The sequence below is a fragment of the Pelagovum sp. HNIBRBA483 genome, from assembly GCF_040931995.1.
In the GTDB taxonomy this organism is placed as follows: domain Bacteria; phylum Pseudomonadota; class Alphaproteobacteria; order Rhodobacterales; family Rhodobacteraceae; genus JAEPMR01.
In genome coordinates this window covers 996769-1021488 of sequence record NZ_CP162412.1, presented here as the reverse complement: position 1 = coordinate 1021488, position 24720 = coordinate 996769, and the positions used below count along the sequence as shown (strand labels likewise).

The 24720-nt window shown below is 60.9% G+C and carries 22 protein-coding genes and 1 tRNA gene; 12 read left to right on the top strand and 11 right to left on the bottom strand.

What is annotated here, in order from left to right; genetic code table 11:
* The first annotated feature begins 11 nt into the window (after positions 1 to 11).
* A complete protein-coding gene (locus AB1E42_RS05045; protein WP_368345908.1) occupies positions 12 to 869 on the top strand; it encodes a helix-turn-helix domain-containing protein in 858 nt (285 codons plus the stop codon).
* Here AB1E42_RS05045 and AB1E42_RS05040 read toward each other — a convergent pair.
* The 8 genes from AB1E42_RS05040 to AB1E42_RS05005 all read right to left on the bottom strand — a co-directional run bounded on the left by AB1E42_RS05040 (position 855) and on the right by AB1E42_RS05005 (position 10102).
* Positions 855 to 1409, bottom strand: a complete 555-nt coding sequence (locus AB1E42_RS05040) for a sarcosine oxidase subunit gamma (protein ID WP_368345907.1) — start codon at positions 1407 to 1409, stop codon at positions 855 to 857. The two genes, AB1E42_RS05045 and AB1E42_RS05040, sit on opposite strands and share 15 nt — an antisense overlap.
* Positions 1402 to 4332, bottom strand: coding sequence for a sarcosine oxidase subunit alpha family protein (locus tag AB1E42_RS05035; protein ID WP_368345906.1), 2931 nt, complete (start codon positions 4330 to 4332; stop codon positions 1402 to 1404). The genes AB1E42_RS05040 and AB1E42_RS05035 overlap by 8 nt, the downstream gene beginning before the upstream one ends.
* Positions 4329 to 4589 carry a sarcosine oxidase subunit delta gene (locus AB1E42_RS05030; RefSeq protein WP_368345905.1) on the bottom strand — a complete coding sequence of 87 codons (261 nt, stop codon included), beginning with the start codon at positions 4587 to 4589 and terminating at the stop codon, positions 4329 to 4331. The genes AB1E42_RS05035 and AB1E42_RS05030 overlap by 4 nt, the downstream gene beginning before the upstream one ends.
* Positions 4590 to 4634: 45 nt before the next feature.
* Positions 4635 to 5888, bottom strand: a complete 1254-nt coding sequence (locus tag AB1E42_RS05025; protein ID WP_368345904.1) for a sarcosine oxidase subunit beta family protein — start codon at positions 5886 to 5888, stop codon at positions 4635 to 4637.
* A 180-nt stretch (positions 5889 to 6068) separates the two neighbouring features.
* Positions 6069 to 7397, bottom strand: coding sequence for a pilus assembly protein TadG-related protein (locus AB1E42_RS05020; protein WP_368345903.1), 1329 nt, complete (start codon positions 7395 to 7397; stop codon positions 6069 to 6071).
* Between the two features lie 9 nt (positions 7398 to 7406).
* Positions 7407 to 7811, bottom strand: coding sequence for a TadE/TadG family type IV pilus assembly protein (locus tag AB1E42_RS05015; RefSeq protein WP_368345902.1), 405 nt, complete (start codon positions 7809 to 7811; stop codon positions 7407 to 7409).
* Positions 7812 to 7960: 149 nt separating this feature from the next.
* Positions 7961 to 9400 carry a Glu/Leu/Phe/Val dehydrogenase gene (locus tag AB1E42_RS05010; protein ID WP_368345901.1) on the bottom strand — a complete coding sequence of 480 codons (1440 nt, stop codon included), beginning with the start codon at positions 9398 to 9400 and terminating at the stop codon, positions 7961 to 7963.
* Positions 9401 to 9607: 207 nt separating this feature from the next.
* Positions 9608 to 10102: a hypothetical protein gene (locus tag AB1E42_RS05005; protein ID WP_368345900.1), complete on the bottom strand. Its 495-nt coding sequence runs from the start codon at positions 10100 to 10102 to the stop codon at positions 9608 to 9610.
* Positions 10103 to 10265: 163 nt separating this feature from the next.
* Here AB1E42_RS05005 and AB1E42_RS05000 point away from each other — a divergent pair, with 163 nt between their 5' ends.
* The 8 genes from AB1E42_RS05000 (at position 10266) to AB1E42_RS04965 (ending at position 17768) form a co-directional block, all read left to right on the top strand.
* Positions 10266 to 11177: a pirin family protein gene (locus tag AB1E42_RS05000; RefSeq protein WP_368345899.1), complete on the top strand. Its 912-nt coding sequence runs from the start codon at positions 10266 to 10268 to the stop codon at positions 11175 to 11177.
* 65 nt (positions 11178 to 11242) lie between these two features.
* On the top strand, positions 11243 to 11497 hold the full coding sequence (locus AB1E42_RS04995) for a hypothetical protein (protein ID WP_368345898.1): 255 nt from the start codon (positions 11243 to 11245) through the stop codon (positions 11495 to 11497).
* Positions 11498 to 11574: 77 nt separating this feature from the next.
* Positions 11575 to 12861, top strand: coding sequence for a homoserine dehydrogenase (locus AB1E42_RS04990; RefSeq protein ID WP_368345897.1), 1287 nt, complete (start codon positions 11575 to 11577; stop codon positions 12859 to 12861).
* A gap of 81 nt (positions 12862 to 12942) precedes the next feature.
* Positions 12943 to 13911 (top strand): class II fructose-bisphosphatase, encoded by a 969-nt coding sequence (glpX, locus tag AB1E42_RS04985; protein WP_368345896.1) that lies wholly within the window; start codon positions 12943 to 12945, stop codon positions 13909 to 13911.
* Entirely contained in the window at positions 13911 to 15665 is a 1755-nt protein-coding gene (recJ, locus tag AB1E42_RS04980; protein WP_368345895.1) for a single-stranded-DNA-specific exonuclease RecJ, read from the top strand. The genes glpX and recJ overlap by 1 nt, the downstream gene beginning before the upstream one ends.
* A gap of 83 nt (positions 15666 to 15748) precedes the next feature.
* A tRNA-Glu gene (locus tag AB1E42_RS04975) sits at positions 15749 to 15823 on the top strand.
* A 669-nt stretch (positions 15824 to 16492) separates the two neighbouring features.
* Positions 16493 to 17197, top strand: coding sequence for a bacteriorhodopsin (locus AB1E42_RS04970; RefSeq protein ID WP_368345894.1), 705 nt, complete (start codon positions 16493 to 16495; stop codon positions 17195 to 17197).
* Positions 17198 to 17252: 55 nt separating this feature from the next.
* Positions 17253 to 17768, top strand: a complete 516-nt coding sequence (locus tag AB1E42_RS04965) for a heme-binding protein (RefSeq protein WP_368345893.1) — start codon at positions 17253 to 17255, stop codon at positions 17766 to 17768.
* A gap of 298 nt (positions 17769 to 18066) precedes the next feature.
* Here AB1E42_RS04965 and AB1E42_RS04960 read toward each other — a convergent pair whose 3' ends face one another.
* Positions 18067 to 18414 carry a hypothetical protein gene (locus AB1E42_RS04960; protein ID WP_368345892.1) on the bottom strand — a complete coding sequence of 116 codons (348 nt, stop codon included), beginning with the start codon at positions 18412 to 18414 and terminating at the stop codon, positions 18067 to 18069.
* A gap of 213 nt (positions 18415 to 18627) precedes the next feature.
* Between AB1E42_RS04960 and AB1E42_RS04955 the strand changes: the two genes are divergently transcribed.
* Positions 18628 to 19068, top strand: coding sequence for a hypothetical protein (locus AB1E42_RS04955; protein ID WP_368345891.1), 441 nt, complete (start codon positions 18628 to 18630; stop codon positions 19066 to 19068).
* Positions 19069 to 19079: 11 nt separating this feature from the next.
* Here AB1E42_RS04955 and AB1E42_RS04950 read toward each other — a convergent pair whose 3' ends face one another.
* Entirely contained in the window at positions 19080 to 20165 is a 1086-nt protein-coding gene (locus tag AB1E42_RS04950) for an aromatic ring-hydroxylating dioxygenase subunit alpha (RefSeq protein ID WP_368345890.1), read from the bottom strand.
* Complete coding sequence (locus AB1E42_RS04945) at positions 20165 to 21049, bottom strand: MurR/RpiR family transcriptional regulator (RefSeq protein WP_368345889.1); 885 nt, start codon at positions 21047 to 21049, stop codon at positions 20165 to 20167. Before AB1E42_RS04945 ends, AB1E42_RS04950 begins: the two co-directional genes overlap by 1 nt.
* A gap of 80 nt (positions 21050 to 21129) precedes the next feature.
* Between AB1E42_RS04945 and AB1E42_RS04940 the strand changes: the two genes are divergently transcribed.
* Entirely contained in the window at positions 21130 to 23586 is a 2457-nt protein-coding gene (locus AB1E42_RS04940; protein ID WP_368345888.1) for an FAD-dependent oxidoreductase, read from the top strand.
* Positions 23587 to 23614: 28 nt separating this feature from the next.
* Positions 23615 to 24718 carry a mandelate racemase/muconate lactonizing enzyme family protein gene (locus tag AB1E42_RS04935; protein ID WP_368345887.1) on the top strand — a complete coding sequence of 368 codons (1104 nt, stop codon included), beginning with the start codon at positions 23615 to 23617 and terminating at the stop codon, positions 24716 to 24718.
* The last annotated feature ends 2 nt before the right edge of the window (positions 24719 to 24720 follow it).

The following is a 24720-nucleotide window of genomic DNA, read 5'->3' as shown; positions in this document are numbered from 1 at the left end:
TTTATAAACTTATGTTTACAAAAATCGACAAACGTGACCGTGCAACCCTGTTTCGGGACAGGATCGGACAGGCGATGCGGGAACAGCAGATCAGCCAAAGCGCCCTTGCGCGGGGGGCGGGGGTGGATCGCTCCACGGTGAACCAGATCTTGAAGGGCGACGGGGCGCGGCTGCCGAATGCGCAGGTCGTGGCGCAATGCGCGGCGGTTTTGGGCGTGAGCGCCGACTGGCTCTTGGGCCTGAGTGAGCGGCCCGAACAGGCGAGCGATCTGGTGGCGGCCTCATTGACCATGCCGGAAGCGCCGCGCGCGCTGGTGGATGAAAGCATCTTTGGCTGGCATCAGGAAGCGGCGGGCTACAAGATCCGCCATGTGCCGGCGGGGTTGCCGGATATGCTGAAACTGCCCGATATGCTGCGCTGGGAATATGAGCCATCGCTGGGACGGACCACCGATCAGGCGATTGGGGCGAGCCGTGACAGGCTGGAATGGATGGCGGGATCGCGCTCGGATTACGAGATCGCCCTGCCCCGCCACGAGGTCGAGAGCTTTGCGCGGGGCGAGGGCTATTACGATGGCGTTCCCGAAGCACTCAGGCGGGCGCAGATCGAACAGATGATCACGCTGCATGAGCAGCTCTACCCCAAGATGCGGGTGTTCTTGTTTGATGCGCGGCGGCTGTTTTCCGCGCCGGTCACGATCTTTGGGCCGCTATTGGCGGTGGTGTATCTGGGGCGGAACTATCTGGCGTTTCGTGACAGCGAGCGGGTGCTCGCAATCACCGACCATTTCGACCGGCTGATCCGCGAGGCGAGTGCGTCCGACCGTGATTGGCCGGACGTGCTCAAAGGGCTGTTAGACGAGATGTGACCGACGGGCGTGGAGGCTTTCCATTGCCTCGGTCAGCTCATGCACAAGCGTGCCCGCCATCGCGCGGAAGACCATGATCTCGAAGCTGTCGGCCCCTGTGCGCGTGATGCTGGCGGACATATGCCCGAGAAGTGTGCGGGCTGTGTGGCCGCGCTTGAAATGGGCGGCGCGCAGATCGACCGGCACCAAACGGGCGAGGACATCCTCCGCGCCGTCGCCGCTGAGGGTGACAATGGCATTGGCGTCGGACTGATGGGTCATCGCAGCGAGGCCAGCAAGATCAGGCGCGGCGGCGCCCATCAAGAGCGCCCGCCCCTGCCCCGACCACACGAGCCGAACGCCGGATTTCGAGGTGGAGCGGTTAGGAGCGGGGAATTTAACGCCCAGCGCGGATTCGAGCCGCTCAGACACTGCCTCCGCCTGCCCCTTGAACGGTGCGATGGAGGTGACGGGATTGGGGGTTTCCTCGCTAAGCGTGAGGCTACCGATGGTGACGGGCAAGTGGCCCGCGCAGGCTGATTTAGCGATGAGTTCAACCACGAACACGTCCTCCCTCGGGATCAAAGGCCACGGGATCGCAGACCTCGCAAATGGCGGTGACGCCGCGCAGGTGATCGACCATTTTTATTTTCTCCCCGTGCCGCGCGCGGCCGTTCTTGAGGAAGCCGAGGCCGAGATAGGTTTCCAGCGTCGGCGAATAAGCGACGGAGGTGATATAGCCTTCGTCATTCACGCGGACAGGTTCCGCGCTCTCGGCAAAGAGATGCGCGCCTGCTGTCAGTTGCTTGACCGAACCGACGGGACGCAGGCCCACGAGCTGTCCGCGCTGCGGGTCTTTCAGGCCCGCCCGCTCGGACATGGTTTTGCCGACGCAGTCCTTCTTGGCGGAAACCATGCGCTCCATGCCGATGTCAAAGGCCGTGGTGCGGCCGTGGATCTCGGAATGGGTGATGAAGCCCTTTTCGATGCGCAGAACGTTGAGCGCTTCCATCCCGTAGGGGCCACCGCCGAGCGCCTCGGCGCGGGCGACGAGCAGCTTGTAGAGGCTTTCGCCGTAGCGGGCGGGAATGGCGAATTCATAGGCATGTTCGCCGGAGAAGGAGATGCGGAAGAGCCGCCCGCCGATGCCGCCGATGCTGACCTCGCCACAGGCCATGAAGGGGAAGCTCTCGCCGTCGATGGGGGTGTCGAGCAGACCGTTCAGCAGTTCGCGGCTTTTGGGGCCGGCGACGGCGAATTGCGCCCATTGCTCTGTCACCGAGACGATCTGCACATCGAAATCGGGGCGGAGGCCCTGCAAGACCCAATCGAGATGGCGCATCACCTCGCCTGCGGCGGCGGTGGTGGTGGTCATCACATAGTGGTTCTCGCCCAGTCGCGCGGTGGTGCCGTCGTCCATGACGTAACCATCTTCGCGCAGCATCAGGCCGTAGCGGGCGCGGCCGACCTTGAGCGTGGAAAAGGTGTTGGAGTAGACGAAATCAAGGAAGGCAGCGGCATCGGGGCCTTGGATGTCGATCTTGCCCAAGGTGGACGCATCAACAATGCCGACCGCGTTGCGCACATAGCCCACTTCGCGGTCACAGGACTGACGCCATGTCTCTTCGCCATCGCGGGGGAAGTAGCTGGGGCGATACCAGAGGCCCGCCTCGATCATCGGAGCGCCGCGTGCAATGGCGGCGTGATGCGAGGTGGTCAGGCGCTGGGGCGCGAAGCCTTTGCCCTGCGCCCCTGCCCCCATCGACGCGATGGAAACGGGGACGTAAGGCGGGCGGAAGGTCGTGGTGCCGGTTTCGGGGATACCACGGCCCGTTGCATCGGCCAGCACTGCGAGGGCGGCGACGTTGGAGTTCTTGCCCTGATCGGGGGCCATGCCTTGGGTGGTGTAGCGCTTCATATGCTCGACGGAGCGGAAGTTCTCCCGCGCGGCGAGGTGGATATCCTTCACATGCACGTCGTTCTGGAAATCGAGCCATTTGCGACCCTTGCCCTCGACCATCCACAGGGGCGCGAGGCGATAAGCGCCATCTTCGGCCTTTGGCGTGGTGGCGGGTGCGGCCTTCTTGCCCAGATCGGCGGCAACCGCAGCGGCAACGGCGGCACCTTCGGCCAAGCAAGCGGCCGTCGAGAAGCTGCCATTGGCGGCACCGGCCACGGACATGCCTGGAACGCTGCCCGGTGTCGGCACGAAGGACAGGATATCCTCGCGCCATGTGGGGCGGCCGTTCATGTGGCAGGTCATGTGGACGGTCGGGTTCCACCCGCCGGACATGGCGAGGCAGTCGGTGCAGATTTTCCGCGTGCCGCCCGCGTGCCGGATGGTGATGCTTTCGAGCCCGAGGCGGCCCGAGGTGCCGATCACCTGCGCGCCGGTATAGACGGGGAAATCGCCCGACACTTGCGCATCAGCGCGGCTGTCGATCACGGCGGCGATGTTCACCCCTGCGGCGGCGAGGTCATGCGCGGTGCGGTGGGCATCGTCGTTATTGGCGAAGATGCTGACGGCCTGCCCCGCAGCGACGCCATAGCGGTTGAGGTAGCTGCGCACCGCGTTGGCGGTCATGATGCCGGGGCGGTCGTTATTGGGGAAGGCGATGGGGCGTTCAAGCGCACCGGCGCAGAGGATCGAGCGTTTCGCCACGATACGCCAGAAACATTCGCGCGGCAGGCCCTCAGTGCGGGCGCGGTGGTGGCCCACGCGCTCCAGAGCGCCGTAGGTGCCTTGATCATACGCGCCGGTGACGGTCGTACGCGGCATCAGGCGGACATTGTCCATGCTGCGCAGGGTGTCGAGCATCTCGTCTACCCAGATATGACCGGGCTTTCCATCGATCTCGTGCGTCTCGGACAGGAGGCGGCCACCCATGCGGCTGTCTTCGTCCGCGAGGATCACATCAAGCCCCGCTTGCGCGGCGGTCAGCGCAGCCATCAAGCCAGACGGGCCAGCGCCGATCACCAGCACATCACAGAAGGCGAAGGCTTTTTCGTAGCGGTCGGGGTTGTGCTGCTCGCTCAGCGCACCAAGGCCGGCGGCGCGGCGGATGAATGGCTCGTAAAGCTTTTCCCAGAAGCTGCGCGGCCACATGAAGGTTTTGTAGTAGAACCCTGCGGCGAGGAAGGGCGAAGCGAGGTCGTTGACCGAAAGGAGATCGAACTTCAGCGACGGGAAGCGGTTCTGGCTCGCGGCGTCCAGCCCTGCGTAAAGCTCTTGGACCGTGGCGCGGACGTTGGGGTCTGTCTCTGCGCCGCGCCCGATGGTGACGAGTGCGTTGGGTTCCTCCGACCCTGCCGCGAGGATGCCGCGCGGGCGGTGGTATTTGAACGAACGCGCAACGACGCGCACGCCATTGGCCAGCAGCGCGGAGGCGAGCGTGTCGCCCTCGACGCCGGACATGGCCACGCCATCGAAGCTGAAGGGGATGGAACGGCTCTGATCGAGGAGGCCTTTGCCGGTGAGTCTCATCCTTTGGCCTCCGATGCGAGGGCGGTGCCGGTGACGGCATGAGTGGCGGTGTTACGCTCCACCACGACCCACGCGCCGCAGGGATCGTGATACCAGAGATCGCGGGTGTCGCCGCAGGGGTTGTCGCGCAGGTGCAGGTAGCTGTCCCATGCATCGGTTCCGGCGTCGGGCGCGGGGCGGTCGAGCATCACGGCGTCGCCTTTATATGTAAATTCGCGGTGGTCGCGGTCACCGCAGACGGGGCATGTCAGTCTCATGCGGAAATCCCTTTTATGCGGGGGCTTGTCATGTTTCTCATCCCGTCAGTGGAGGTTGTGCTGAGAGCCTTTGCCCTCTTCATCCATGATGCCGTAGCCGGTGCGGAAGCGGTCGAGCCGGTAGCGGGCGGCGGGGGCGTGATGGTTGCCGGTGGCGATCAGATGGGCGAGCGAGTAGCCCGACCCCGGCACCGCCTTGAAGCCGCCATAGCACCAGCCGCAATCGACGAAGAGCCCTACGGTATCTGTCTTGTCGATGATTGGGGAACCATCGGGCGTCATGTCCATGATGCCGCCCCAACTGCGCAAGACCTTGGCCTTGCCGATCATCGGCATCAGGGTCATGGCGGCGTCCATGACGTGCTCTTTCATCGGCAGGTTGCCGCGGCTGGCGTAGGAGCTGTAGAAATCCAGATCGCCGCCGAATACGAGGCCACCCTTATCGGACTGGCTGATGTAGAAGTGGCCCATGCCGAAGCTGACCACATGATCGATCACGGGCTTCAGCCCCTCGGTGACGAAGGCTTGAAGGATGTGGCTTTCGATGGGCAGGCGCATCCCCGCCAGCGCCGCGACCTGACCGGAGCGGCCAGCGGTGACGATGGCGACCTTCTTTGCGCGGATCGCGCCACGGGTGGTTTGCACGCCGCGGACCTTGCCGTTTTCGATGTCGATGCCGGTGACTTCACAATTCTGGATCAGGTCAACGCCGCGCTGATCGGCGCCGCGCGCGTAGCCCCAAGCGACCGCATCGTGCCGCGCGGTGCCGCCGCGCCGGTGCAGGAGGCCGCCGTAGATAGGGAAGCGGATATTGTCGAAATCGAGATAGGGGAGATGCTTGCGCACGCCTTCGCGGTCGAGCAGCTCGGCATCGTCGCCCTGATTGATCATCGCGTTGCCGCGCCGCACGAAGGCATCCCGCTGGCCGTCGGAGTGGAACAGGTTGATCAACCCGCGCTGCGAATGCATCACGTTGTAGTTCAGTTCCTGCTCCAAAGTTTCCCACAGCTTGAGCGAATGGGAATAGAACTCGGAATTGCCCGGCAGGAAGTAGTTGGCGCGCACGATGGTGGTGTTGCGCCCCACGTTGCCGCCGCCAAGGTAGCCCTTTTCCAGCACGGCAATGTTGGTCAGGCCGTGCTCTTTGGCGAGGTAATAGGCGGTTGAAAGGCCGTGGCCGCCGCCGCCGATGATCACGATGTCATATTCGGATTTCGGCGCGGGATCGCGCCAGACGGGTTTCCACCCTTTCTGACCGAACAGCCCCTCTTTCAGGACTTGCAGTCCGGAATATCGCATGTCTGCTCTCCATACGGCCCGCCGCTGCGGCAGGTTCGGAGGCAACGTTAACGATCCGACAACGGCAGGCAATGCCGCTTTTCGACAAAATCTTTCTATCTGCGACGATTTTCGGGCGCGCGGGGAAAATACTCAACGAAAGCTGAAAGCGGCTGCGGATTTACTGAAACGCAGGGCGTATCAGTAGGCGAGGCGGAAGTAATCGACCTCGAAATTACGGGTCATCGACTCGCCCCCACAGAACCCCATCGAGCCATTCGACGTAATCGAAATCTGGTCACCCGCGATCAGCGACGCGCCCTCGATACCCACGGCATTGGAGGTAAGATAAATGTCATCCTGCGCGATGATCTGGCTGCCGTAGATGTTCACGCCGGCTGTCAGTTCGACCGAACCCAAGGTCAGGATCTGGCTGTCGCCGCCTGCGCCGCAGTTGTCATCCTCACCGATGGTGATGTTGGCGCCAGCGTAAATAGACTTGGACGCGGTATTGGTGGTCGCGATGACCGAGTTCCGCAAGAGTGCGTCTGCCGCGAAGTGGATCTGACAATTGGTGATCAGCACCAGATCTTCGATCACCACATTGGAGCTGAAGTTCAGCGGCTGGCTGCCGTTGCAGGTGACGAGGTGAATGCGGTTTTTCTTGATGTTTGGCGCTTTGAACTGAGGGGCGGTGAGGGAGATCACGCCTGATGCATTGATGTAATCGGGCGTGAAGTTGGTATTGCCCGCCGCGAAATCGGCCATCCAGACGGGCAGCATCTTCAATACACCGATCTTATAGGCGTGTTCATCAAGCGCCCCTTCAAGGCCGGGGTTGCTGTCCAGCTCGCCGCCGGGGGTGACGATATCGGCATCGTTGGGCATGGAAACGACGGTATTGTCGGCAAATTCGTTGGAGCTGTTCAATTCAACATGGGAGTTGGAATGGATGCAGAAGCCGGCCGTGTAGATATTGTTCGACTGCATATCGATCGTGTTATTCGCCACGAAGCCTTCGCGGAAACAGCTTGGGATGTAGGTCACAAAGACCGACTGTGTGACCGCATCGAAATAGTCGATCCCCACCAGCCGCAAAAGGAATGTGGAGACAGGATTGCGGGCAGCGCGGGCGCGGCGGCCGCGCACGGCAACCGCGTCGTCCGAAGTCGCATCAGGCGTGAAGGTGCGTGTGTCATAGTCGTAGTTGCCGAAGGTGATGTCTTGCGCCGTGATGACCTCGCCGTAGCGGGATTTCGGCATATTGGCTTCGACCGTGGCCAGTGCGTCGATCTTGGCCTGAACGGGATCGCGGGTCGAGAAATTCACGCTATGCAGGGCGGCATGGGCGGCGACATCCGTTGTAACCTGAAGCTGCGTGCGAGCGGCGTAGAGGTGCGAAATATCAACCGCGATACCGCCGAGGATCAGCACACAGGCGCACATGAACAGCCCAAAAATCGTGATGCCACCGTCTTCGCGCGTTGCGAGGCGGCGGATCAGATGCTGGAATGCTTGACGGGCGATCATGGTATAATCCTAAAAGAATTCGATGACCTGTTCGGTCTCGACCCCGATATTGTAGCCGCTGAGGAAGCCGAACATGCCGACCGCGACAAGATCCTCGACCGGCACCAAGGCGCGGGTGCGGATCACGCCGCCATCCTCGGTTGCGGTGACACTTGCGCCTGTCGAGAGCGGCGTTAGCGCTGTCTTGACCCAATCGACCGTCTCGCTCTCGCTTTGCAGGAAACCCACCGAATAGAGGCGGTTGGCATCCTGAACGATGCGCTGGATCTCGGCCTGACGGTGGAAAACGAAGGACGTATCCGCGATCATGACGAATGTCAGCACGAAGAACGGCAGCCAGAGGACGGCCTCGACGGTGGCGGAGCCATCTTCGGCGCGGTGGAACTTTGTGAGCAATTTTCTGAATATTTGCATTGTCGACTCTCCGTGACATGGGGCCACGCAGAGAGTCTTTTCGCTTAAGCAATGGGCGCCATCATGACCCGATTGTGGCCAAATCGGGGCGCTCGCCTTTGGATTGTAAGCGGGCGCTGTGACGGCGCCCGCTTGGGGTTTTTATTTGATTACAAGCCTTTGGCGCGGTAGCTTCCCGCCACGCGGTCAATCGCGACGAGATAGGCGGCGGTGCGCAGATCCTCGACATCGTCGCGCCCGTGCCAAACCGCGCGCATCGACTGGAAGGCCGTGCGCATCGTGTCATCAAGGCCGGAACGGACCAGCTCTAGCTCCCCTGCCCCGCGCAGGTACTCGGTCTTGAAGCGGTCGCTGAGCGCGCCGAGCCCTTTTTCGGTGCTGAGGCGCTCCAACTCATCGATGATGAGCTGTGCGCGGGCTTCCTCGGAGCGGCGCTGCATCCGGCCGAAGCGGATATGGCTGAGGTTCTTGACCCATTCGAAATAGGAAACCGTCACACCACCTGCGTTGGCATACATATCAGGGATGATAACCACGCCCTTTTTGCGCAAGATCTCGTCCGCGCCAGCGGTGACGGGGCCGTTTGCGGCCTCGATTATCAGCGGAGCTTTGATTTGCTCGGCGTTGGAGAGGTTGATCACCCCTTCAAGCGCCGCTGGGATCAGGATATCGCAATCGGCCTCAAGCACGGCGGCGCCTTGTTCGTGGTGGATGGCGTCGGGATAACCGGCAATGCCGCCATGCTTGGTCATCCATTCGTGGACAGCCGGAACGTTGATGCCATTTTCATCGTACAGAGCGCCATCGCGTTCGATGATGCCGACGATCTTGCAGCCGTCTTCCTCTGACAGGAACTTGGCGGCGTGGAAGCCCACGTTACCCAAGCCCTGCACCACGACGCGCTTACCGTCGAGCGTGCCGACAAGACCTGCCTTCGCCACGTCAAGGGGATCGCGGAAGAACTCGCGCAGGGCGAACTGGACGCCGCGGCCCGTTGCCTCTGTCCGGCCCTGAATGCCGCCCTGATTGATCGGTTTGCCGGTGACACAGGCGCGGCCGTTAATATCAGTGGTGTTCATCCGCATGTACTGATCGGCCATCCATGCCATCTCCCGCTCGCCGGTGCCCATGTCGGGCGCGGGGACGTTTTGCGAGGGGTGGATCAGATCACGCTTTGCCAATTCGTAGGCGAAGCGGCGGGTGATTGCCTCTAGCTCATGTTCTTCCCAAGCGCGGGGATCAATGCACAATCCGCCCTTTGACCCGCCAAACGGTGCTTCGACCAACGCGCATTTGTAGGTCATCAGCGCGGCGAGCGCCTCGACCTCGTCTTGATTGACGGAAGTGGCATAGCGGATGCCGCCCTTGACCGGCTCCATATGCTCGGAATGCACCGAACGATAGCCGGTGAACGTATGAATCCCACCGCGCAGACGCACACCGAAACGGACGGTATAGGTTGCGTTGCAGACGCGGATTTTTTCCTCCAACCCCGGGGAGAGATCCATCAACCGCACCGCACGGTTGAACATGATATCAACGGATTCACGAAATGAGGGTTCTTTAATCGGTGTTTCGGCTGCGGCCATTTTCGCCTCCTCTATCCCGCGCAGCGCGCGGCTCTTGTAACGGGCTCCTCCACCCTGATTTCCACCCTAACGCCAGAATTCATGCAAAATCTTTATAAAAACGCAAAAAAATCCGAATTAAGGACATAGTCCCTATCGGCAAATTCTTGCAGAATTTTAGACTGTCGATGACAGGCAGACCGGACGATCGCCTGTGGGCCTCGGCTCCTAGCGGCGCGCGGCGAGCCGGTGCTCTATGGTTTCGGCCATGTAGCGGGCATTGATCGCAGGCACCACGCCGCCGATGCCAACACGGCGCCCGAAGCGCCACCACATGCCGGGCTGCCACCCAAGAGGCTGGGAGTGGCGCAGCTTCAGCAGGAACCCGTTTGATGGCTTGAACGCGAACACACCGCGATGGACGGAGACAATATCCTCGAAGCTTGCGATCTGATTTCCGGCGCTGTCGCTGAGGCCTTCTTCGGTGAGGTCGATCCAAAGAAGCGTCGCGCTGCGCAAGCGGATCGCGGCCCAGAACGCGGCGGCGGCAATGGCGAGCATCACAACGACCCACGGGCCAGAGGGCGGGGATTGGAAGAGGACATAGAGCACCGCCGCTCCAAACAGCAGGATCATCCCGTAGGCTACATGGCGGCGGATCGGCGCGGCATGGAGGCGGGCATAAAAGCCGTTTTCGTCGGCGGTATAGAGGTCATCGGACACGGGCGCTCTCCTACTGGGGTGACAGCGATGTAGCCTGACAAGCACCGGAGGGAAAGACAGCTGCGCGCAAATGCACGGACACTCTGCGCAAAACCGCAGTAGGAGAAATTGCAATCGCGGGGGCGCGCTCCATATTTAAGGCAGCAACGCAATGGAGATTGTTATGTCGATTCGCCCGACTCTTGAGGCCAGAAAGGCCATGCCCACGATGGAAGGTGCGGGTGTGAAACTGCACCGTGCTTTCGGATTTCAGGATCCATCGGAACTGGACCCGTTCCTGCTGTTTGACGATTTCCGCAATGACCGGCCCGAGGACTTCATGCGCGGATTTCCGTGGCATCCGCACCGCGGGATCGAGACGATTACCTATGTCCTGCAAGGCACGGTCGAACATGGCGACAGCCTTGGCAACGAGGGGACGCTCGGCGCGGGGGACGTGCAGTGGATGACCGCCGGATCGGGCATCCTGCATCAGGAAATGCCGAAAGGAAATATCGCCGGCCAGATGCATGGCTTCCAGCTTTGGGCGAACCTTCCCGGCAGCATGAAAATGACTGCGCCGCGCTATCAGGATGTGCAGGGCAAGGATATCCCCGAAATCATCGATGATGACGGCACCCGTGTGAAGGTGATCGTTGGCGAGTTCTGGGGTAAGCGTGGGCCGGTAGACGGGATTGCCGCTGATCCGCAATACCTCGACATTTATGTGCCGCCGAATGTGCGCAAGACCTTCAAGATCGACACTTACCGCCGTGCCTTTGCCTATGTCTTTAAGGGGGCAGGACGGTTCAGCGACGCCTCCGCGCCGCAGGGCGTTCTGCTTGAAAAGGAAGTGATGGGCGAGGAGGTGAACATCCGCGACCTGTCGGGCAACCGGACGCTGATCCGGTTTGGCACGGGCGAAGAGGTCACGGTGCAGGCAGGTGAGGAAGGCATTCGCTTTTTGCTAATTTCCGGTGCGCCGATCGAGGAGCCGGTCGCGTGGCACGGCCCGATCGTGATGAACACGCAAGAGGAACTGCGCCAAGCGATGCGCGAGTTGCGCAACGGCACCTTTATCAAGCCGGCGCACTGACGCCGCTTGTGCAGCCGAGGGGCTTCGAGATAGGCTCTGCCCGTGCAAACGGGCGGGGCTTTTTCATGAGAAGGTATGCGATTCTGGTGCTGGTGCTTGCAGGGCTTGCAGGCTGCGCTGATTGGCCCAAAACGCTCGCCCTGCCCGATGACATGACCCCGAGCGGCGCTGTATCGGGTACGGAATTGACCTCGATCGACTATATCCTCGCGGGTGCGGACGGGATGAGCGCCGATGGCGCGGCTATTGCTAATGCCACGAGCGCCGAAGGTGCTGATTTGCGCGCGCGGGCCGACGCATTGCGGGCACGGCAGCCCTGAAAAGGCCAGATCGCGCGTTGCAGAGACGGGCGGATCGCGATAACAGCGCGGTAACATTTCAAGCCACGGAATCTCATATGTCTGCCCCATTGCGCCTCGGAATCGCCGGTCTCGGAACGGTCGGTGTCGGTCTGATCAAGATCATTCGCCAACATGGAGAGCTGCTGACCGCGCGTACTGGCCGCACAATCGAGATTTCGGCAGTATCGGCCCGCTCGCGCGACAAGGATCGCGGTGTGTCGCTGGACGGCTACGCTTGGGAAGACGATCCGGTGGTTCTCGCAACGCGGGACGACGTGGATATTTTTGTTGAATTGATGGGCGGCTCGGACGGGCCTGCGAAGGCCGCGACCGAAGCCGCGCTGGCGGCGGGCAAGGATGTTGTCACCGCGAACAAGGCGATGCTGGCGGTGAACGGGCAGGCTTTGGCCGAGCACGCCGAAGCGGCGGGCCGGGTGATCCGCTTTGAAGCCGCGGTGGCGGGCGGCATTCCGGTGATCAAATCGCTGAACGAAGGGCTGGCCGGAAACGAGATTACCCGCGTGATGGGCGTGATGAACGGCACCTGCAACTATATCCTCACACGGATGGAAAGCGCGGGCCTGCCCTATGAGGCGGTTTTCGACGAGGCCGACAAGCTGGGCTATCTGGAAGCCGATCCGAACCTCGACGTCGGCGGCATTGATGCGGGCCATAAGCTGGCGATCCTTGCCTCCATCGCTTTTGGAACGCAGGTGGATTTTGATGCGGTCGAGCTGGAAGGCATTGGCTCGATCACCATCGAGGACATCCGGCAGGCGGCCGATATGGGCTATAAGATCAAGCTGCTCGGCGTGGCCCAAATGACCGGCCGCGGGCTGGAACAGCGCATGTCGCCCTGCCTTGTGCCGGACAGCTCACCTTTGGGCCAGCTCGACGGTGGCACCAATATGGTGGTGTTGGAAGGCGACAGCGTGGGCCAGATCGTATTGCGCGGGGCTGGCGCGGGTGAAGGCCCGACCGCGAGCGCGGTGATGGGTGATATTCTTGATCTGGCGCGGGGCTTCCGCATGCCGGTCTTTGGCCAACCGGCCGTGACCCTGCGCAAGGCACGCGCCGCGCGGGCCGCTGTGCCAGCGCCCTACTACCTGCGCCTGCAATTGCAGGACAAACCCGGTGCGCTGGCGAAAGTCGCGCGGGTGTTGGGCGAGGCCGGTGTCTCTATCGACCGGATGCGGCAATACGGGCATCAGGACACGGCAGCACCTGTGCTGATCGTGACCCACAAGACGACCCGCATGGCGCTGGAAGAGGCGCTGGAAGGCTTCCGCAGCACGGGCGTTGTTGAGGGTGAACCTGTGGCGATCCGCATCGAAGCGGTTTGATTACTGCCTGTTAGCGTTCACAAACTTGCGCCCTCTCGACCCACGGGCTAGGCGGGACGTAGACATCAGAGAGGAATACCCATGTCCAAAGCCGCCGAATTTCATGACAGAATGCTATCGCTGGGCCTCGCCCGTGTTTCGGAGGCGGCGGCGCTTGCATCGGCGCGGTTGATCGGACGGGGTGACGAAAAAGCAGCGGATCAGGCAGCGGTGGACGCGATGCGCACCCAGCTCAACAGCCTCGATATTGCCGGTGTGGTGGTGATCGGTGAAGGCGAACGCGACGAAGCGCCGATGCTCTATATCGGTGAGGAAGTGGGCACTGGCTCCGGCCCTGCGGTGGACATCGCGCTTGACCCGCTGGAAGGCACGACCCTGACCGCCAAGGACATGCCCAACGCGCTTGCCGTTATCGCGATGGGGCCGCGTGGCTCGATGCTGCATGCACCGGATGTGTATATGGACAAGCTCGCCATCGGCCCCGGCTTCAAACCGGGTGTCGTCACTTTAACGATGAGCCCGTCGGAGCGCGTTTCGGCGCTGGCGGCGGCGAAAGGATGTTCGACCGAGGACATCACCGTTTGCGTGCTGGAACGCCCGCGCCATGAAGATCTGATCGCGGAGCTGCGTTCCACCGGCGCGGCGATCCGGCTGATCACTGACGGGGACGTTGCAGGCGTGATGCATTGCGCCGAGCCGGACAAAACCGGCATCGACATGTATATGGGCTCTGGCGGCGCACCAGAAGGTGTGCTGGCCGCCGCGGCGCTGAAATGCATGGGCGGGCAGATTTTTGGTAAGCTGCTATTCCGCAATGATGACGAGCGCGGCCGCGCTGCCAACGCAGGCGTGACCAACCTCGACCGCGTTTATACCCGCGATGATATGGTTTCCGGCGACGTCATCTTTGCCGCCACGGGCGTGACCGACGGCTCGCTCCTGCCAGGCATCAAGCGCGAACCGGGCGCATTGACCGCCGAGACGATCCTGATGCGGTCGAAGACCGGATCGGTGCGCCGCATGAGCTACCGCCACCCGACCGGCCGCTGATGACTGCTTTCCTCGGGGTGACGCAATCGCTGACGGGCCGACGCTGGATCGGACCATCCGTCGAGGAAGAGCGCCACACCGAGGCGATGGAACAGTTGACGGGCCTGCTCGCGCCTGTCTGCCGGACATTGGTGCGGCGCGGGGTGACCCCTACTGACTCGGCGGCATTTCTTGACCCGAAGCTGCGTGAGCTGATGCCTGACCCCCGCAGCCTGCGGGATATGGAGAAAGCGGCCGCGCGCTTCATCGCGGCGCTGGAAGGGCGGCAAAGGATTGCGATTTTCGGCGATTATGACGTGGATGGGGGCGCATCCTCTGCGCTGCTGATCAGCTGGCTGCGCGATATGGGCCAGCAGGCGACGCTCTATATCCCCGACCGGATCGACGAAGGCTACGGACCGAACGTGCCTGCAATGCAGAGCCTTGCCAGCGCGCATGACCTGATCATTTGCGTGGATTGCGGCACGCTGAGCCATGAAGCGATTGCGGCCGCCGAGGGTGCCGATGTGGTGATCCTCGATCACCATTTGGGCGGTGAGACACTGCCCGATGCGTGCGCGGTGGTGAACCCGAACCGGCAGGACGAAAGCGGTGACTTGGCGCATCTTTGCGCGGCGGGCGTGGTGTTCCTGTTGCTGGTCGAGGTGAACCGCCGCCTGCGAGAAGCGGGCAAGAGCGGGCCTGACCTGATGGCGCTTCTTGACCTCGTGGCATTGGCGACGGTTGCGGATGTGGCACCGCTGACGGGGTTGAACCGCGCTTTTGTCCGGCAAGGGCTGAAGGTCTTGGCGCGACGGCAACGCCCCGGCTTGGTGGCGCTGGCGGATGTGGCGCGAATGGATGCAACGCCGAACGCATATCATCTGGGCTTTCTCTTGGGGCCACGGGTGAATGCCGGTGGGCGGATTGGCAAATCGGATCTCGGCGCCTGGCTGCTTTCCACCACCGACCCGCATGAAGCGGCGGCTCTGGCTGAGCGGCTTGATGCTCTGAACACAGAGCGGCGCGAGATCGAAACGATGGTCCGTGACAGTGCGCTTGAACAGGCAGAGGCGCGGGGGCTGGAGGGGCCGCTTGTCTGGGCCGCCGGAGATGGATGGCATGCGGGCGTTGTTGGGATCGTTGCCGCCCGCCTGAAGGAAGCGACGAACCGGCCAGCGGTCGTGATCGGCCTTGCGGATGGCGAGGGCAAGGGATCGGGGCGCTCGATCTCTGGCGTTGATCTGGGGGCGGCGATCCATCAGGTGGCGCGTGAAGGCTTGCTGATCAAAGGCGGCGGCCACAAGATGGCGGCGGGGCTAACGGTGGCACCCGACAAGATCGAAGCGGCGATGGCGCGGCTCGGAGAACTGCTGGAGCGGCAAGGCGCGGGGCAGATGGGGCCAGCAGATTTGCGGCTCGACGGGCTGTTGATGCCAGGTGCGGCGCAGGTCGATCTGGTGACGCAACTGGAGGAGGCAGGCCCATTTGGCGCGGGCGCCCCTGCCCCGCGCTTTGCCTTCCCCGATGTGCAGATCAGCTTTGCCAAACAGGTTGGGGCAAACCACCTCAAGATCAGCTTTGGCGACGGGATGGGCGCGCGGCTGGACGCGATCTGCTTTGGCGCGATGGATGGCCCACTGGGGCCAAGGCTGCTCAATCACGGCGGCGCGCGGTTCCATCTGGCGGGACGTTTGGACATCAATGTCTGGCAAGGGAGGCAGTCGGTTCAACTGCGTTTGGAAGATGCGGCAGAGGCAATTTCACGGGGGTGATTTTTTTCGTTGCCGGAGATGTTTTTTCGAAAAATCCCTCTTGCGCCCTCCCCCTGCTTTGCCTAAAAGCCGCCTCACCAAGTGGCCCGTTCGTCTATCGGTTAGGACGCCAGGTTTTCAACCTGGAAAGAGGGGTTCGATTCCCCTACGGGCTGCCACTTGTACAAATATCCTTATTTTGAAGACTTTTGAGAGCTCTTGAGGGGGCTTTTCCCCGTAGGTTTTCCCTGTAGGTTTCCTTGGGAACATCACGTTAGAAACCTAAACTTCGCCGACGGCACTCCCAAGTGGCATTGACACCCAGAGAAGCCACGAGACTCGCAGCAGTGTGCCCCCGATTTCCCATTACGTGGAGAAGCGGTACGTCATGTCGCGGAACAGAATTACTTTCGCGTCATGTTCTGGTTGAGGTTCGCATCTTAACTCATCGGTTCAAACCGACCGTACCCCTCAACCATGAACAGAGCTGCGCCATCACAGCCCACACGTCTGAATTTCAGTCGCCGTCCAGTCAGTGAGTAATTGTCAGGTGCCGGAGAAGTTCAGGGATGCTGAAAGCATTATAAGTGGTTGGACTATCAGCATTGACCACGAAATCGCAAAAACCCAACCGATCCACAGTCTTGGATCGCTATAGAAGCTGACGTTCGACTTTTTCCTTGGGGTTTCTTTTTCGCCTCTAGGGTGTATTTTCATAAATTAGCCAGTTTTTTTTCCGCAGCGCACACTCTAGAGGTATCCTTTTGGGACTAATTTGTATGCGCGTGTCAATATGTCGCTCCCAATAATCGCGCTACTGTTGAAGTAGCTCAACAAGGGAGGGGCAAATGGAAAAAATGTTCTTACAAAGCAGTGATCTCGTAGGGGTCACATTCTGGCTGGTGTCGGTCGCAATGATCGCATCGACTGTCTTTTTTCTCTACGAAGGACTTCGGGTAAAATCTCATTGGAGGTTGTCACTGCTTGTTGCAGGCTTGGTGACGCTGATCGCCGGAGTTCATTATGACTACATGAGAGACTACTGGGTCGTCGAGCAAACTACCCCAATCGTTTATCGCTACATAGACTGGCTGATCACGGTGCCGCTATTGATGATCGAATTCTACATCATCTTACGGGCTGTAGGCGCAAGTGTCGGCTTCGGCTCCTTCTTGAGGCTCCTTGTCGGCACCTTGGTGATGCTGATATTTGGTTACCTTGGCGAGGCGGGCATTATGTCGGCAGGCTTGGGTTTCTGGATCGGTATGGTCGGTTGGGCGATCATAATCTGGGAAATCTACGGAGGAGAAGCTGGTCGCGCAGCGGCATCCGCCGAGACATCTGTCAAATCTGCATTTAATGCGATGCGTTGGATTGTATTGGTAGGTTGGGCCATTTATCCAATTGGATATGTCCTTGGATACTTCATGGGCGGGGTCGATGAAGGCGCGCTGAATGCGGTCTACAACTTAGCGGATTTCGTGAATAAGATTCTCTTCGGTCTTATCATTTGGTATCTCGCGACGAAAGACAGTGAAAAGGATACCCACTGACAGACTAACATGAATCTCAAGGGCGCTGGCTTAGCGCTAGTGCCCTTTTGACGTTGTGAGCAAAGCGGAGGGTTATGAGATCCGACTCTACGAAGACCGCCTCGCTGCGCAAGTAAGGTCTAAAGGGAGTCAGAACGGCTCTTTCCGGTTACTCTCCCAATATATCTCTGGTGCCAACACCAGTTCCGAAAAGGTCAGTATGACGGTCCCTGTCGCGCAATCCGAAAAGTTTGCCATGACGGTACCTGTCTTGCAGTCGACTGCCGAAAATACAGGGTTCATGCAGTTTTTCCTACCAAAGGAATTCACGTCGGAAACGGCGCCGCAGCCGACGAATCCACGGGTCGAAATTATTTCCGTGGAGGGCGGCTATTATGCTGTGCGGAGCTATCGCGGCAGCGCTACCGAGAGCAACTTTGCACGCGCTCGGACCGAATTGCTAAACGCATTGAACGCAGATGGCCATTCCGTAAGAGGAGAGGTCATAAGGGCAACCTATAATGGGCCTTTCACACTCCCGTTCATGCGCAGAAATGAAGCGATGGTGCGCATCGACGCCCCGCGAAACTGATCGGCGGACCGCGCATCGGGCGCTGCGTTACCATCACCCTCTTCAGCTTTGGCGATGCTTTCCTTGCGCGGCGACTTCAAAGCAGAAAAATGGCGCTACGACAGGTCAGGATCACAAGCGGCGGGTAGAGGCGCATAGGCGGACCACTCCTCGACCCGAGGCGCTGACAGCACTGTGCGAACGGGTTTGTTCTTCTGATTTGGCGTCGTGAGAGTGCCGCGCCCCGTTAACAAATTGAGATTGCAGGAGCCAAACGCATCAGGGTTCAAGGTATCGCGCCAATGGTAGGTGTAGCCAGCTATGCGATATGCACACCCGAGCGATAGGCTATGGTGAGGGTAAGTTCCCAACGATCACGCCCAACGGACGCGTTCATCGACGTCAGCAGGATGGATCCATTCGGCGCGCGTACGAGCATAGGAAGCTGGCCGTAAAGCCCACCGACCCAAGCAATGTCGCGCGCGCGTATGGTGGTCGCGCCAGAGCGGATCAGGAGATCAGCACCATCATCGAGCGCATCGATGTCAGCCCCTATGAGTTCAAAACTTTCCGCGTGACCATCGCCGTCGAGATCCGAGGTAATGAACGTTTCTGCGCGCGTAACGGTGGCTAAAAACATGAAGAGTAGGGACAAGAAAATCTTCATCAAGGACACCCCCAATTGAATGGCGAAGCGCAAGTGCCTGGGCCTAATTTTCACGGCGATCACGCCGTAATGATACAACAGGGAGCAAAACAAAAATCAGCGCATCAGTATAGGAAATCTGGCAGAGATGGCTCGGTAAATTATCATCCCTAGCACAGTGGGCGTTATGCATAACGCCGCGAAGAGAACCTGAACACGGAGAAGGGATCAGCCATGTTGCGACTTGCTGTAATCTCGATTTTTCTATCGATAGCCGCGACTGTGGCGAGTGCGGCTCCGGCCTGTAAGAATTGGGAAGGCGTTCCGGTAGGTGCGAAGGGGCATCTCTTTACCTATGTCTTTGCCGTCGATCCACAGGACCGCGTGAATTCGCGTGGCGCGGCGCTTGGCAATGCTCTTGGACTGATCCAGCAAGATCGCGCGAATATGCATCGGTTCAATGCGGCCGGTCCCCTTGATGAATGGGACGGATATTTTACAGACCTGAACCGCCGGTCGATGATCTCCAATGCGGACTTAAGAACATGGTGCGACGGCACTGTCCCAAATCTTGAGCGGCTCATGCTCGATGCGCGGTATCAAAACATGTACATTGTCGACGTTTTTGCCGAGGGCAACCGTCTGGTGTTTTTTGTGAGCGTTCTGGCCGGATAATCCCTGCGCCGCTAGAGCGGGGAGACACCTTCGCGCATCCATTTTTGCAAGGTCATAACGGAGTGTTCGGAGTTCACGCCGCAGCGGGGATCAACCACCAGTGGCCCCGGGACATAGCCGCGTGATTTGAGGCCGCGCTGGACGGATTCAACGAGGTGGATGTCTTCCTCGACTGTGGTGGCGCGGTCCTGCACGGCGAGGCGGCGGATGGTTTCGCTGTCCCAGCCCTCTTCGGTGTACCAGCCGCGCCAGACGATCACATGGTCGGCATCCACGGCGCGCCAGTGATAGGTGTTGAGCACATTGCCGGGGTAGACCTGAAAGCTGAACATTGGCCAGAGGAACCAGCTCGAATACTCCTCGGCATGGGCGTTGGAGCGGTCGATCTCATAGGTCATATTTTCAAGGCTCTGGCACTCGGTCGTGTGGCGCAGGCAGTAGCCTTGGGGCTGGATGTCATAGGTTTCAGGCTTGATCACGCCGGTGGCGAAGGTCGGGTGATTGATCGAGCAGTGGTAGCATTCGGAGTAGTTTTCGACCGAAACCTTCCAATTGCAGTTTTCGGGAATTTCTACCCATTCGATGGGTTTGAGCTTGTCCCAGTTCGGCACCCATTCTGACAGTTCATTACGGACATTGGGGAACCAGTCATCCATCGGGGCGGCGTCGGGATCGAGGTTGACGAAGATGAAACCGAGGAAAACTTCGGTACGAACCGCCGTCAGGCAGACTTTGCTTTTGTCGAAGCCCTCAACCGCCTTAAGATTTGGCCCCGCGCGCAGTTGGCCTGTCAGCTCATAGGTCCATGCGTGATAGGGGCAGACGACAACGCGGGTGGAACCGGCACCGGAGACAAGCTGGTGGGCGCGGTGTTGGCAGACGTTGTAGAAGGTGCGGATCTCGCCATCGCGGCCCTTGATGCAGAAGAGGCTTTCGCCGGCCATCTCAAACGCGAAGTAATCGCCCGGATTTTCGAGCTGGCTGGCGTGACCGGCGAATTGCCATGTGCGGGCGAGAAGGCCCTTGCGCTCGGCCTCGAAGATCAGGGGATCAGTGTAGTAGCGGGCATCGAGTGAATGGGTGAGCGGCGCGGTCATCAGCGATCCTCTTGATAAATGCCCAACTGGTGGCGACGGAGATGGAATTTTTCGACCCGTTCGACGATTTCATCGCTGGCAACCGAGATCACGAAGCTCAGGAGCGTTTCGAGAAGCGCAATCGTGGACACGGAAGACGGGAAAAACTGCGGTGTATCGACGGCAACTGTGAAGCCATGTTGCGCGGCCAGAATGATCGGGCTGGCGGGGCTGTCGGAGATGCCGATGACGGTGACGCCCTGCTCGCGGGCGATTTGCACCGCTTCGATCACCTCGGTGCGGTAGGGCTTGCAGGTCATGGCGATGAGCACATCGCGCCCGTCGGCCCATGCGAGATCATCGACCGCCGTGGACCCGGGGCGGGGGATGGCGTGGAACTGGGTCATGCCGGTGGAGGCGAGATAGGTGAAGTTGCGCGCATTGGCGTTGTTCACCCCCACACCGAGGGTGAACACCTGCCGCGAGGACCAGATCGCCTCGGCCGCTGCTTTGAGATCATCTGCCGAGATGGTGGCGAAGGTTTCCTCGATATTGCGGACGGCGCTGCCGATCATATCGGCATAAAGCCCGCCCAGCTCGCCGGAGCGGCTGATCCCTTGTAGCCAGCGGGCGCGGTCAGGAAAGCTGACGCCGCCCTGCCGGATGGCCTCGCGGAACGGGGCGCGGAAATCCTCGTAGCCATCGAACCCCACCTGCCGCGCCATACGGACAAAGGTGTTTGGCTTGACGTTGGCCGCTTCCGCGATCTCGCGCACGGTGGAGACGCCGACATCTGCCGGATTTTCCAGCACATAGCGCGCGGCCTTTTGCGCCTCGGGGGTGAGGCTGTCCCACTCGCCAGCGAGTCGGTCGAGAACAGTTTGTGATACATTTGTTTGATTCATGATTGACGATGATACAAACGTCCCATTAGCCTGTCCATCGAAAATGCGAGTCGCAGCAAGATCATTCACAGGACAGACAAATGCAGGATTCCAACTTCCCTACTCAGGCCCGTGTCGTCATCGTGGGAGGCGGGGTGATGGGGGTCGGGTTGGCCTATCACCTCGGCCACGAGGGCTGGGGCGCGGACACGGTGCTCCTTGAAAAAGCGGAACTGACCAGTGGCAGCACATGGCATGCGGCGGGGCAGATCACGCATTCAACATCGAGCTTCAGCCTCGGAAAATGCGTCGATTACAATATCGGGTTGTATTCCGGCAAGTTGGAGGCGGAGACGGGACAGGCGGTCACTTGGCATGGCTGCGGGTCGTTCCGGCTGGCCTATACCGAGGACGAGATGGACTGGCTGCGGCACACGCTCTCGGTCGGGCGGAGCCTTGGATTCAATATCGAATTGGTGGGGCCGGAACAGGTGGCGGAGTTGCATCCGTTCTACAATCTCGACGGTGTTTTGGGGGCGTTGCACACGCCGGATGATGGCCATGTGGACCCGACGAACGTCACTATGGCGATGGCCGCAGGAGCGCGGGCGAAGGGGGTGCGGATTTTCCGCCGCTGCCGCGCGACGCACATCACCCAAGCCGACAATGGTGAATGGATCGTGGAGACGGAAAAAGGCACGATCCGCTGTGAGCATGTCGTCAACGCAGGCGGCACCTATGCGCGGCAGATGGGGGAATGGTCTGGGCTGCAACTGCCGATGACCTCGATGACGCATCACTACTTCGTCACCGACGAAGTGCCGGAGTTCCGCGATCTGGAGAAGGAACTGCCGGTGATCCGCGATGACCGGAAGGTTTCCGGCTACATCCGCATGGAGCAGAAAAAGGGGCTGATCGGCATTTACGAAAAGACCAACCCGAACAGCGTGTGGATCGACCATTGCCCGTGGGAGGCCGAGAACGAGCTGTTTGACGCGGATTATGACCGTGTGATGCCGTGGCTGGAGGAAAGCCTGAACCGGATGCCGATCTTCGCCGAACTGGGAATCACCCGCGATGTGCATGGCGCGATCAGCCATCCGCCGGATGGCAACCCGCTGATCGGCCCTGCCCCGGGCGTGCGGAATTACTGGTGTTGCTGCGGCACGCAAATTGGCATTGGCTGGGGGCCGGGACTAACGCGCGAATTGGCCCGCTGGATGGTGCATGGGGCGGCGGATATTTCGATGCGGGATTATGACCCGCGCCGCTTTGGCAGCTATGCAACGAAAGAGTGGCAGGTGGTGAAAGCGCAGGAGGATTACTGCCTTCGCCATGAGATCCCCTTCCCGCATTTCAACCGGCTGGCAGGCCGCCCGATCAAACCATCGCCGCTGTATGAGCTACTTAAGGCGAAAGGCGCGGTTTACGAGGAGGTTTACGGCTTCGAGCGGCCGCGCTGGTTTGCCCGCGACGGGGTGGCGCAGGAGGATCACTACAGCTTCCGCCGCACGGAGACAGACCGGATGGTCGGCGCTGAGGTGAAGGCGGTGCGCGAGCGGGTGGGCATCATGGATGTGACCGCGTTCACCAAGGTGATGGTCGAGGGACCGGATGCCTATGCCCTGCTTGACCGGCTGACAGCGAACCGGATGCCACAGAAAAACGGCTCCATCACGTTGACTCATATGCTGAACCGCCGTGGGCGGATCGAGTTGGAAACCACCATTGTGCGGATGGCGGAGGATCGCTATTACCTTGTTTGCGCGGCTTTCTTCGAGCAGCGCTTGTTGGATCATCTGGCAGCGCAGCGCGCGGGCGAGGATGTGACCGTGACCGCGCTGTCGGAGGCGTGGGGCGCTCTGTCTCTGAACGGGCCGCGGACGCGAGATGTGCTCGCGGCATGCACCGATGCGCGGCTGGATAATGCGGCGTTTCGCTGGCTTTCGGCGCAGGAGATCGCCATCGCGGGGCATACGATCTGGGCCTTCCGTATGTCCTATGCGGGCGAGCTGGGCTGGGAACTGCACATGCCAGCTGATGCGATGCTGGACGTCTATCAAGCGCTTTGGGCGGCCGGAGAAGCGCATGGCATTGCCGATTACGGCAGCTTTGCGATGAACGTGATGCGGATGGAAAAGGGCTTCAAAGGGGCGGGCGAGTTGACCAATGAGGTCACGCTGGCGGAAGCGGATGTGCTGCGCTTTGCGCGGGAGGATAAGGACTATCTTGGCCGCGACAAAACTCTGAACACCGATTTGCCTTGGGTCTGCGCCTATCTGGAGATTGCGCCCGACGGGGTGCGCGACGGGCATGGCGGTGAGGCGGTGCTGTTAGAGGGCAATGTCGTCGGCTCTACCGCGTCGGTTGCCTATGGGCACACGGTCGGCAAGATCCTCGCCTTTGCCTATCTCAAGCCGCATGCCGCCAAAGCTGGCACGGCGTTGGAGGTGGTGATCCACGGCCAGCCGCGCAGCGCACGGGTGCTGGGCGAACCGGCCTATGACCCGCAAAGCCTGAAGCCACGCGCGGATGCGGTCGTGGAGGCGGCGGAATGACCTGCGCGGGAACAAGGGCGGGTAAGAGATGAAGATCACGCGGCTTTCGCTCTGGCATGTGCCTTTGACGAGCCACACGGCCTATTACATGGCCGAGGGCAAAACCTGCGATACCGTCGAGAGTGTGGTGATCGCTGTCGATACCGATACTGGCCTGCGCGGTTGGGGAGAGGTCTGCCCGATCCCGCATTACCTGCCCGCCTATGCGCGGGGCGTGGCCCCTGCCCTGCAAGAACTGGCGCCGGTGATCCTTGGCGCTGATCCCGTTGGGCCGGAGGCGCTCATCACGCGCTGCGCGGCCTATTTGCCCGATCACCGCTATGCGATGTCGGCGCTCGATATCGCGCTGTGGGACATCACTGGTCAGGTGGCGGGCCTGCCGCTTCACGCGCTGTTGGGCGGGAAGCGGCAGGCGGATATGCCGCTTTATCATTCGATCACCTGTGTTGCGCCGGACGAAATGGCCCGCATCGCCCGAGACGCGCAAGCGCAAGGGATCACCCAGTTTCAGGTGAAACTTGGCGCATCGGGCGACTGGCAAACCGACGTGGAGCGGCTGACCAAGGTACGCGCGGCGGTGGGTGACGGGCCGCTTGTTTATGGCGACTGGAACTGTGGCGCGACGACACTGGACGCGATCCGCGTGGGGCGCGCCGTGGCGCATCTGGACGTGATGCTGGAGCAACCCTGCAACACGTTGGAGGAATGCGCGCAGGTGAAGGTGGCAACGGGACTGCCAATGAAGCTCGACGAGCGCGCGCATGACACCGCGAGCCTTTTGCAAGCGCATCAATTGGGGTTGATGGATGCGGTGGCCCTGAAACTGTCGAAATTTGGCGGGCTATCGGCGACACGCCGCGCGCGCGACCTGACCCTGCATCTGGGCGCAAAGATGTGCATCGAATGCACTTGGGGGTCGGATATCGTTACCGCTGCCGCGCTGCATCTGGGTGCTGCGACCGAACCGGCGCGGGTGCTGAACGTGTGTGACCTGTCGCATTATGTTGGGCCGCGCCTCGCGCCAGACGCCCCGAGCCGCGCCAAGGGGCGGATCGCACCGCCCAAGGGGGCGGGGCTTGGCATCACCGTTGACGCTGCCGCACTCGGCACTCCTGACCTCATACTGGACTGACA

Coding starts and splice junctions, on each gene's coding strand:
- AB1E42_RS05010 (WP_368345901.1), bottom strand. CDS start 9,400: ATGGCCGCAGCCGAAACACCGATTAAAGAACCCTCATTTCGTGAATCC.
- recJ (WP_368345895.1), top strand. CDS start 13,911: ATGACTGCTTTCCTCGGGGTGACGCAATCGCTGACGGGCCGACGCTGG.
- AB1E42_RS04995 (WP_368345898.1), top strand. CDS start 11,243: ATGAGAAGGTATGCGATTCTGGTGCTGGTGCTTGCAGGGCTTGCAGGC.
- AB1E42_RS04945 (WP_368345889.1), bottom strand. CDS start 21,049: ATGAATCAAACAAATGTATCACAAACTGTTCTCGACCGACTCGCTGGC.
- AB1E42_RS04970 (WP_368345894.1), top strand. CDS start 16,493: ATGGAAAAAATGTTCTTACAAAGCAGTGATCTCGTAGGGGTCACATTC.
- AB1E42_RS05035 (WP_368345906.1), bottom strand. CDS start 4,332: ATGAGACTCACCGGCAAAGGCCTCCTCGATCAGAGCCGTTCCATCCCC.
- AB1E42_RS05000 (WP_368345899.1), top strand. CDS start 10,266: ATGTCGATTCGCCCGACTCTTGAGGCCAGAAAGGCCATGCCCACGATG.
- AB1E42_RS05015 (WP_368345902.1), bottom strand. CDS start 7,811: ATGCAAATATTCAGAAAATTGCTCACAAAGTTCCACCGCGCCGAAGAT.
- AB1E42_RS04990 (WP_368345897.1), top strand. CDS start 11,575: ATGTCTGCCCCATTGCGCCTCGGAATCGCCGGTCTCGGAACGGTCGGT.
- AB1E42_RS05030 (WP_368345905.1), bottom strand. CDS start 4,589: ATGAGACTGACATGCCCCGTCTGCGGTGACCGCGACCACCGCGAATTT.
- AB1E42_RS04940 (WP_368345888.1), top strand. CDS start 21,130: ATGCAGGATTCCAACTTCCCTACTCAGGCCCGTGTCGTCATCGTGGGA.
- AB1E42_RS05045 (WP_368345908.1), top strand. CDS start 12: ATGTTTACAAAAATCGACAAACGTGACCGTGCAACCCTGTTTCGGGAC.
- glpX (WP_368345896.1), top strand. CDS start 12,943: ATGTCCAAAGCCGCCGAATTTCATGACAGAATGCTATCGCTGGGCCTC.
- AB1E42_RS04960 (WP_368345892.1), bottom strand. CDS start 18,414: ATGAAGATTTTCTTGTCCCTACTCTTCATGTTTTTAGCCACCGTTACG.
- AB1E42_RS04955 (WP_368345891.1), top strand. CDS start 18,628: ATGTTGCGACTTGCTGTAATCTCGATTTTTCTATCGATAGCCGCGACT.
- AB1E42_RS05025 (WP_368345904.1), bottom strand. CDS start 5,888: ATGCGATATTCCGGACTGCAAGTCCTGAAAGAGGGGCTGTTCGGTCAG.
- AB1E42_RS04935 (WP_368345887.1), top strand. CDS start 23,615: ATGAAGATCACGCGGCTTTCGCTCTGGCATGTGCCTTTGACGAGCCAC.
- AB1E42_RS05020 (WP_368345903.1), bottom strand. CDS start 7,397: ATGATCGCCCGTCAAGCATTCCAGCATCTGATCCGCCGCCTCGCAACG.
- AB1E42_RS04950 (WP_368345890.1), bottom strand. CDS start 20,165: ATGACCGCGCCGCTCACCCATTCACTCGATGCCCGCTACTACACTGAT.